The organism is Cellulomonas sp. P2_B4, assembly GCF_056404795.1.
Window position 1 is genome coordinate 1 of record NZ_JBFUDI010000020.1, and the last position, 9,038, is coordinate 9,038.

The 9,038-nt window shown below is 66.8% G+C and carries 8 protein-coding genes; 6 read left to right on the forward strand and 2 right to left on the reverse strand.

The annotated features are described in order from the left end of the window. From AC1DZC_RS19740 to AC1DZC_RS19760, 5 genes are all read left to right on the forward strand, one after another. The coding region (locus AC1DZC_RS19740; RefSeq protein WP_477044443.1) for a substrate-binding domain-containing protein at positions 1-417 on the forward strand (417 nt) is incomplete at its 5' end. Positions 418-530: 113 nt separating this feature from the next. Then, positions 531-1,586, forward strand: a complete 1,056-nt coding sequence (locus AC1DZC_RS19745) for an ABC transporter permease (protein ID WP_477041145.1) — start codon at positions 531-533, stop codon at positions 1,584-1,586. After that, on the forward strand, positions 1,586-2,359 hold the full coding sequence (locus tag AC1DZC_RS19750; RefSeq protein ID WP_477041144.1) for an ATP-binding cassette domain-containing protein: 774 nt from the start codon (positions 1,586-1,588) through the stop codon (positions 2,357-2,359). The genes AC1DZC_RS19745 and AC1DZC_RS19750 overlap by 1 nt, the downstream gene beginning before the upstream one ends. A gap of 100 nt (positions 2,360-2,459) precedes the next feature. Beyond that, the gene (locus tag AC1DZC_RS19755) at positions 2,460-3,518 is read left to right on the forward strand and encodes a carbohydrate kinase family protein (RefSeq protein ID WP_477044444.1); all 1,059 of its coding nucleotides are present in this window, start codon (positions 2,460-2,462) and stop codon (positions 3,516-3,518) included. A 763-nt stretch (positions 3,519-4,281) separates the two neighbouring features. Further along, positions 4,282-6,120, forward strand: a complete 1,839-nt coding sequence (locus AC1DZC_RS19760) for a ricin-type beta-trefoil lectin domain protein (RefSeq protein WP_477044445.1) — start codon at positions 4,282-4,284, stop codon at positions 6,118-6,120. Between the two features lie 227 nt (positions 6,121-6,347). Here the strand turns inward: AC1DZC_RS19760 and AC1DZC_RS19765 are convergent, their stop codons facing one another. Both AC1DZC_RS19765 and AC1DZC_RS19770 read right to left on the reverse strand, forming a co-directional pair. After that, positions 6,348-7,283 (reverse strand): aldose epimerase family protein, encoded by a 936-nt coding sequence (locus AC1DZC_RS19765; RefSeq protein ID WP_477044446.1) that lies wholly within the window; start codon positions 7,281-7,283, stop codon positions 6,348-6,350. Positions 7,284-7,327: 44 nt separating this feature from the next. After that, on the reverse strand, positions 7,328-8,404 hold the full coding sequence (locus AC1DZC_RS19770; RefSeq protein ID WP_477044447.1) for a LacI family DNA-binding transcriptional regulator: 1,077 nt from the start codon (positions 8,402-8,404) through the stop codon (positions 7,328-7,330). Positions 8,405-8,519: 115 nt separating this feature from the next. Between AC1DZC_RS19770 and AC1DZC_RS19775 the strand changes: the two genes are divergently transcribed. After that, positions 8,520-9,038, forward strand: a 519-nt coding sequence (locus AC1DZC_RS19775; protein WP_477044448.1) for a substrate-binding domain-containing protein, incomplete at its 3' end; no start/stop codon positions are given.

The following is a 9,038-nucleotide window of genomic DNA, read 5'->3' on the forward strand; positions in this document are numbered from 1 at the left end:
GCCGCCCAGGGCAGCGAGGACGGCGGCACGACCGCCATGGAGACCTGCCTGTCCAAGAACCCCGACATCAACGTCGTCTACACCCTCAACGAGCCCACCGCCTACGGCGCCTTCCAGGCTCTGACGGCCGCCGGCAAGACCCCTGAGGACGTCCTGATGACCTCGGTCGACGGCGGCTGCGCCGGCGTCGGGTACGTCAAGGACGGCATCATCGACGCGACCTCGCAGCAGTACCCCGTCCGCATGGCCCAGGAGGGTGTCGCCGCCATCGCCAAGCTCGCCCGCGGCGGGGAGGCCCCGACGACCAGCGAGGGCCTGGACTTCTTCAACACCGGTGTCGCGCTGGTGACCGACAACCCGGTCGACGGCATCGAGAGCATCGACACCACCGAGGCTTCGGAGATCTGCTGGGGCTGAGCCCTCGCAGGCCAGACGGCGCCGTGGACCCGGCGCCGTCTGGCCGCACGACCTCCCACCCTGGTCCTTTGCCCGGGCCTTGCCCGGCGATCGCCTCAAGGAAAAGCGACGTGATGACTACCCCATCTGCACCGGCAGCCGACCCGGCTCCGCTTGGAACCCCTTCCAGAACGACCGAAGACCTCCTGAAGAACACGACGACGGGCGAACGGATCCAGTCCGTCCTCCACCGGTATCCGGCTCTCAGCCCTGCTGTGGTCCTGGTCGTCGCGGTCATCGTCTTCGGGTTCCTCAACGACCGCTTCTGGCGGCCCGAGAACCTCTCGCTGATCACCCAGCAAGTCGCGGTGGTGGGTGCCCTGGCTATCGGGCAGACGCTCATCATCCTCACCGCCGGCATCGACCTGTCTGTGGGCGCGATCATGGTGCTGAGCTCGATGGTCATGGCACAGACGGCGACAGACAGCGGCGTTCCGGCCGTCCTCGCGCTGCTGCTGGCGCTGCTGGTCGGCCTCGGTTGCGGCGCGCTCAACGGCTTCCTCGTCACACGATTCAAGCTGCCGCCGTTCATCGTCACACTCGGCACCTTGAACATCTTCGTCGCGTTGACCCTCCTCTACTCCCATGGGGCCACTGTGCGGGGCGGCGAGCTACCGCCGCTGCTGACATGGACCGGCTCGGCCTTCACGGTCTGGGGCGTGCGCGTCACGGCCGGTGTCGTGATCATGCTGCTCATGTACGTCGTCGCGGCGTACGCCCTCGGTCAGACCGCTTGGGGACGGCACGTCTACGCCGTTGGTGATGACAAGGAAGCCGCGGGCCTGGCGGGCATCAAGGTCGGTCGTGTCCTCTTCAGCGTCTACCTCGCGGCCGGCGCGACCTTCGCACTCGCGGGCTGGATCCTTGTCGGACGCATCAACGCCGCCAGTCCGAATGCGGGTGCAGACGCCAACCTCGACTCGATCACTGCGGTCGTGATCGGTGGGGTGAGTCTGTTCGGCGGCCGCGGGGTGATCTGGGGCAGCCTGCTCGGCGCGCTCATCGTCGGAGTATTCCGCAATGGTCTCTCGCTGGCGGGCGTGGACCAGCTGTACCAGACGCTCACGGTCGGCGTGCTGATCATCGTCGCGGTCTCTGTGGACCAGTGGATCCGAAGGGGGCGTGCCTGATGGACCAGGACAGCCGCAAGCCTGTGCTTCAGGCGAAGAACCTCGTCAAGACGTTCGGGCGAGTGGTCGCACTCGACGGTGTGGACCTCGAGCTCTATCCAGGTGAAGTCCTGGCGATCATCGGTGACAACGGGGCGGGCAAGTCCTCGCTCATCAAGTGTCTCTCCGGGGCCTACACCCCCGACGCGGGGCAGCTGCTCCTTGACGGGAAACCCGTGCGATTCCACGGCGCCCAGGAAGCGCGCGCCGCGGGCATCGAAACGGTTTACCAGAACCTCGCTGTGTCACCGGCGCTCGACATCGCGAGCAACCTCTACCTCGGCCGAGAGGAGCGCCGGGCCGGAGTTCTGGGGTCAGTGTTCCGGATGCTCGATACCAAGGGCATGCGGCGGCGCTCGGAAGAGCAGGTCAAGCGACTCGGCATCACGACGCTGCAGGACACGACCCAGGCCGTCGAGACGCTCTCGGGCGGCCAACGTCAAGCGGTCGCCGTGGCGCGGGCCGCGGCGTTCGGTTCGAAGGTCATCATCCTCGACGAGCCCACGGCCGCGCTTGGCGTCAGGGAAGGCAACCAGGTTCTCCAGATGATCCGAGACCTTCGCGAACGCGGCCTGCCGGTGATCCTCATCAGCCACAACATGCAGCACGTCTTCGAGGTGGCCGACCGTGTGCACATCCAACGGCTGGGTCGTCGCGCGGCGGTCGTCACGCCGCACACCCACTCGGCAGAAGAAGCCGTCGCCATCATGACGGGCGCCAAGCAGGTGGCCTGAGTCCGCCGACGCGTCAGGACACTCCGCCGGCGATCCGATGGCGAAAGGCACTCGGCGACCGGCTCGCACCGTTCACAGATCGAAGTCCCGGAGAGTCCTCATGAACGACGAGCCCACATTCCTGGTGATCGGCGAGTCTCTCGCTGACCTGGTCAGATCCACGGACGGCCACGTCGAGACGCACCCCGGCGGCAGTCCGATGAATGTGGCATTCGGTCTGGGGCGGCTAGGTCGACGAACAACGCTCGTCACCCAGCTCGGCGACGACGACCACGGCCGGATCATTCGTTCCCATCTCCTGAGCGCCGGGGTCGACATCGTCGACGCCGGCCCCGGCGACCAGGCGACGGCAACTGCGACGGCGGTCCTGGACGAGTCCGGCGGAGCGCTGTACTTCTTCGACATCTCGTGGGCGGCGCTGGCGACGCACGTACTGATTCCACGCGCGACGCACGTGCATGTCGGATCCATAGCTGCCTACCTCTCGCCTGGCGCTGACGCGGTCGAGCGTCTGGTCGCAGACCTGAGCACGTCGACGACAGTGAGCCTGGACCCCAACATCCGCCCGGGTCTGCTGGCCGACCGCGACGACGTCATGCGACGTACCGCTCGACTGCTCGCCGATGCGGATGTGGTCAAGGCGAGTGACGACGATCTGCAGTGGCTGTACCCCGGCGCGGATCCTCTGGAAGTCGCCGGACGGTGGGTCAATGCCGGCCCAGCGCTCGTCGTGGTCACTCGTGGATCGCAGGGGGCAGTCGCCATGACGTCAACCGGCGCGATCCGGATCTCGCCAGTCCCCGTCCAAGTCGTCGACACCGTGGGAGCCGGGGACTCGTTCATGGCCGCCTTGCTCGACGGCCTCGGCGGCCAAGGCCTGCTCGGCGCCCAGGCGCGTCCTCGGCTGAGGGCCAGCCCCGTCGGAGTGCTACGACCCATCCTCGAGCGTGCGGCGGCAGCCTCGGCCATCACCGTGTCACGGGCAGGCGCGGAGCCGCCCACAGCCGCTGAACTGCCCGTGTCCGGGCCCAGACCATCTCTGGACGGCTCGGCCATCAGCGGGGAATTGCGTTTCCATCTACCGCCAGAACGCCTGATTCAAGCCGGCCGCATGCCCAATCCGAGGCCCCCGCAGGGACCGGAGCGCGACGGGATCTGACTCGGTAGGCGTCGTGCCTCGAAGCCGTGCCGGGAATCCGGTTCGTGCCAACCTCGATCCCTCGGGCGGGTGGCGAAGCCCCGCACACGGTCTGCTGCTCGATCCATCGGGGATGCTCGGCTGAGCGAGTCGACGCCCGTCGACCTGCGCGGGAAGGCCAGGTGACATGACCGTGCAGGCACTCACGCGGCCCATCGAGCTGCGCAGCCCGACGAGGTGTCGACAGCGCGTGCGAGCAGAGTTGGGGGAGTAGCACTCGCGCGATGCGTTCTCGGCAGGCTCCCACGCAGAAAGTGGCCGGAACAGCAGCCCCTATCGGCGTCTTGTCAGCACGACAGGCCCACGTTCGCGAGGCGCTCGCGGGGGAAGTCAACCTTGACGGTGGGGCGCACACCTGCCAAGGTGTCTATGACAACGTTGTCATGCACCATGGAGTCCGACGAGGCGATGTTGCCTTCACGGCTCGTCAGTGCAGCACAGTCAGGCGGACACCGGTGTCCGCCCGAGACGCCTTCGTTCGATGCATCTTCCTCAACCGGCCCCTCCCTCCGGTCCTCTCCCGTATCGCCCGCCGATGCTCGGCGGCGACGGCCTATTGGCGACGATCGTGACTTCTGAGTTCAACTTCGCCGTTCTCTCCGGTTCGGGCTGTTGGGAAGTCTTGCGAGCCAGAAAGTAGACCCGCATGCGACAAATCCAGTCCCGTCTCCTTCGTCTTCTCTGTGCCGCCATGACGGCTGTCGCTGTCCTTGCGTCCGGGGTCGTGGCGGTCGCGATCGCCACTCCGGCGTCTGCCGGCAGTGCTGGCGACTACCCGGAGTTCCCCTATGCGCCGACGGATTACAACGAGCCGTTCAGGGGACAGTTCCACTTCAGCTCTCAAGGTGGCTGGATGAACGACATCAACGCACCGTTGTTCTACAACGGTCAGTACCACCTCTTCTACCAGCACAACCCGCACGGCCTTGGCTGGGACACGATGCACTGGGGCCATGCGGTGAGCAAGGACCTGGTGCACTGGACGCAGAAGCCCATCGCCCTCGAGCCCGGGGTGCACAACGCCACGCTGTGGTCCGGTGGCGGCTGGGTCGACCAGAACAACGTGACTGGCCTCAAGAGCGGTTCGGACGCCCCGATCCTCCTGTTCACCAATACGGGAGGCGTTTCCATCGCTTACAGCACGGACGGGGGAAACCGCTTCCAGATGTACAACGGCGGCGCGAAGGTCATTTCGACCCCGTATGAGAGTCGTGACCCGAAGGTCTTCTGGGACGCGGCGAGCAACCGGTGGGGCATGGTGTTCTGGGGCAACGACAACGGCAACGCCGCGAAGTTCTACAGCTCGACGAACCTGCTTGACTGGACGTACCGCGGCGAGTACCGATCGCCGTGGATCTTCGAGTGCCCGGACATGTTCCAGCTGCCGGTCGACGGCAACACCGGGGTGTTGCGGTGGGTCCTGACCGATGCTTCCGGCGAGTACGTCGTTGGCACTCTCAACAGCAACGGCGTCTTCGTCCCCGACTCGGGCTGGAACAACCCCCAGAGGATGGATGAGGGTCGGGGAGCCTTCGACGGATCCTTCTACGCCGGCCAGACCTTCACCAACATGCCGACCAACCGTGTGGTCCAGATGTACTGGCAGCCAGGGAACCGGGGATCGACCTGGACCGGCAACGCCTCGTTCCCGGCGGAGCTCGGGCTTCGAACGTTCCCCGAGGGCCTGCGCGTCACACGGCAGCCGGTCGACGAGATTTCGACGATCCGTAGCGGTACCCAGACATGGGGGTCCCGGGCGATCACGCCGAACGATTCGAGCGACCCGCTGAACGGTGTCAACGCCGACGCCTACGAGCTCATAGCCGAGTGGGACCTGGCCGGGGCGACCGCCAGCGAGTTCGGGTTCAGGCTCCACCAGCGTCCGGACGGCTCGAGCGATCGGACTATTGCGTACAACCGTGGGCTCCAGCAGTTGGAGTTCAAGCCACTCGTTCCGGTCAACAACAAGATCCGCATGCGGATCTTGGTAGACCGCGGCCAGGTTGAGGCGTTCGGCAACGACGGGAAGCTGTCCTACACCGAGAACGTCAACTTCAACTCGGCACCGGACAGCCTGGGCATTGCTGCATATGCCGCCGGTGGGAACGTGACTCTGGTGTCCTTGACCTTCAACCGGCTGGACAAGGCGTGGACGACGGGATCCGGCGGTACGCCGGAGACCCCTGGGGCTGGCGAGATGCACTGGAACGGAACCAACAAGTGCATCGACAAGGCTCCGGGCGCGAACGGCGCCGCAGTGCGCCTGTGGGACTGCTCCAACGCTGCCAACCAGCGGTGGACGCACAACGCGAATGGATCGCTCGGGAACGGTGATGTCTGCCTCGACCAGCCCTCAGAGAACATCGGGAACGGTGCTTCGCTCCAGGTGTGGGCTTGCAACGGCTCTCCGCAGCAGAGATGGACACGCGCAGGAAACACGTACCGAAACGCGTGGTCTGGTAGATGCATCGATCTCCCGGCCGGCAACGCAATCAACGGGCAACGGCTCCAGGTCTGGGACTGCGTCGGCGGACCCAACCAGTCGTGGGGCTCGCCCGCGTGAGGAGGTCAGGTGGGCGGGCCGGCCCCCAACCCTTGCCGCGAACGGTGTCCGCACCGACCTGCCGTGCGAACGCGGCATTGCCACCCGGCGAAGAGGGGGTGAGGTCTGCATCCGTTCGCTGACAGCTGGGCACGTCGTCGCGAGGCGAAGTGAGTCGACGTCGGCGGTCAACCGCCGACCGTGATCACCGCGGCCCCGAGCGTTGAGCTCGGGGCCGCGGTGCATCGTCAGAGTGTCGTTTCCGTGACGGTGGTGGTGCAGGCGAAGCGCCGCGCAGCCCCCGGCTCGAGACGGATCGCCGCCGCACAGTCGACTCTGCCGAACGCGTTCGTCATCACCTCCACCGGCTCGATCGCGATGGACGCACGACGGTTCCGTGCGAGGGTGTCGCCCGTGAAGACGTGCACCAGCCCTCTTTCCTGGCACAGGCTGATGCACACGCCCGAGGCGGGATCCGAGAGCATCGTGCGGGCCATGCCGTCGTCGTCCGCTCGAAGGCCCGCGAAGGCGGCGTCGAGAACGGCGTCGCCGATCGGCTCCCAGCGGGCGCCGTTCCGGGCCTCGTACGCGGCATCACCGGGTAGGGGGACGAGTCTCCCGTCGGACCGGATCGCGACCTGGGCGGGGAGCGTCAGGTTCAGACCGTCGACCACCGGGCGCCCCGGAAGGCGGAAGTACGGGTGCCAGCCGGCGACGAAAGGTGCCGCGACGTCGCCGACGTTCCTGCCGGTCACTGCCATCTCCAAGCTGTCTGGCGTGAGGCGGTACGAGACCTCGACCACCACTCGGAACGGATACCCGATTGCCTGGCCCGCACTGAGCGCGTCGCACCGCAGAACGGCCATCGCCTCGTTCTCGCCTTGCTGCTGCTCCACCACGGTGAAGGGCTCTGTGCGGACGAGGCCGTGGTAGATCGTGCGATCCTGCGAGCCGGGCAGTAGATCGTGCGTGACGCCGTCAAACGTGTACCGACCGTCCGCAACGCGGTTGCAGAACGGTGCCATCACCCCGTTGCGGACGCCGTCCTGGGCATGCAGCTCATGCGTGTCGCGGTAGCCGTCGAGTACGTCGGCGATCTCACCCAGCAACGGAAGGGTCCAGCGCAGCGGGGTGGCGCCGAGTGTCGAGACGTCCAGGGTCGCGCTGCCGGCGACGAGCGTCACGACCTCGGGGGTCGGTTCCCTGGTCCTTCCTGAGTTCGACGCGCTCACGGTCGCCGCTCCGCCGGGTCTGGCCGTCCTCGGCGCGGAGGGATCTCCCCGGACCCACGGACGATCAGCTGCGTCGGCAGCACGAACTCCCGAGGCGCCGAGGTGTCCCCCTCCAGGCGCGCGAAGACTCTCTCCGCTGCGGTGCGTCCGATGCTTGTCGCGTCCTGCGCTACGACGGTCACGCCTGGGTCCATCAGGTCTGCCAGATTGAAGTCGTCGAAGCCGACGACCGCAACGTCGTGCTGAAGGCCGAGCGACTGCAGGGCGCGGAAGGCACCGATGGTGACGAGGTTCTGACTCGTGAAGAGTGCAGTAGGAGCGTCGACTTCGCCGAGAAGCCGCTGTACCGCCGCGAAGGCGGCGTCGATGTCGTGCAGGCCGTCGTGGATGAGCCGGTCGTCAGTCGTCACCATCGCTCGAAGGTAACCTTCCCGGCGCTGGCGTGCGGTCGCGATCGAGGGCAGGTCCCCGAGATACGCGATGCGTCGATGTCCTGCCCGCAGCAGATGGTTCGTCGCGCCCCTCGCTCCGGCGACGTTGTCCACGAGGACACTGTCGACCTCGATGCCGACCGGTGGCCTGTCCACCATGACGACGGGCGTTCCGGCCTCGAGCTCGGGTTCGAGGTAGCGCTGGTCGGCTCCACACGCAGAGATGATCAGGCCGTCCACTCGGCGGGACGAGAACGCCTCCACCAGGCGCCGCTCCCGCTCCGGCTGCTCGTCGGTACTCGCCGAGAACACCGCGACGCCGCGTTCCGCAGAGACGTCCTCGACCGCCCGATGGATCGCCGCGCAGAAGGGGTTGTCGACGCTCGCGAGGACCAACCCGATGCTCTTCGACCGGCCACCGGTGCGGCGCAGCGTGCCAGCGGCGAGGTCGGGGCGGAAGCTGAGCTCGATCGCGGCTCGCTTCACTCGCTCGACCATTGCCGGCGACACACCCGGCTCGTCATTGACGACCCGGGAGACGGTCTTGATCCCGACACCCGCGAGCTCCGCTACGTCGCGCATCGTCGCGCGCGGCTTGACGGAATCTGGGACAGTCCCACCGGAACTAGACAACGATGTCATGTCGTGACCATAGCGTGACCTCGCGCTTCTTGACCGCCTCCCCGCCTACGAGCGACTGTGTGCATGACAACGTTGTCATGCGGCTTCGGCCGCCCATCCGGAGGAGTTCATCCCGATGAACACACGCACGATGCCTTCCCGCCGCCGCGCGGCCTCGAGTCTCGCCGTCCTTGCCGCAGCAGCCGCACTCACACTCGCCGCTTGCTCGAGCGATGGCGACGCCGATGGGACTTCCTCGCCCAGCGGCCAGGACGAGACGGTCTCTCTCTCGCTGATCGTCAAGACGACGAGCAACCCCTTCTTCATCGCCATGCAGAAGGGCGCTGAGGAAGCTGCTGAACAGCGGGACGTGGAGCTGACTTTTGCGGCTGGTCGCGAGGATGGCGATGAGGACACCCAGATCCAGGCCATCGAGAACGCCATCTCCCAGGGCCAGGACGGCATCCTGATCACCCCGAACGGCCCCGCTGTCGTCGACGCGATCGCGAAGGCCCGCGATGCCGGCCTGTTCGTCATCGCCCTGGACACGGCACCAGATCCCGCCGACGCCGTGGACATCACGTTCGCGACCGACAACTTCGACGCCGGGAAGAGGATCGGGGCATGGACCGCCGCGCAGCTCGGCGGCGAGGAG

Coding starts and splice junctions, on each gene's coding strand:
- AC1DZC_RS19755 (WP_477044444.1), top strand. CDS start 2,460: ATGAACGACGAGCCCACATTCCTGGTGATCGGCGAGTCTCTCGCTGAC.
- AC1DZC_RS19745 (WP_477041145.1), top strand. CDS start 531: ATGACTACCCCATCTGCACCGGCAGCCGACCCGGCTCCGCTTGGAACC.
- AC1DZC_RS19750 (WP_477041144.1), top strand. CDS start 1,586: ATGGACCAGGACAGCCGCAAGCCTGTGCTTCAGGCGAAGAACCTCGTC.
- AC1DZC_RS19770 (WP_477044447.1), bottom strand. CDS start 8,404: ATGACATCGTTGTCTAGTTCCGGTGGGACTGTCCCAGATTCCGTCAAG.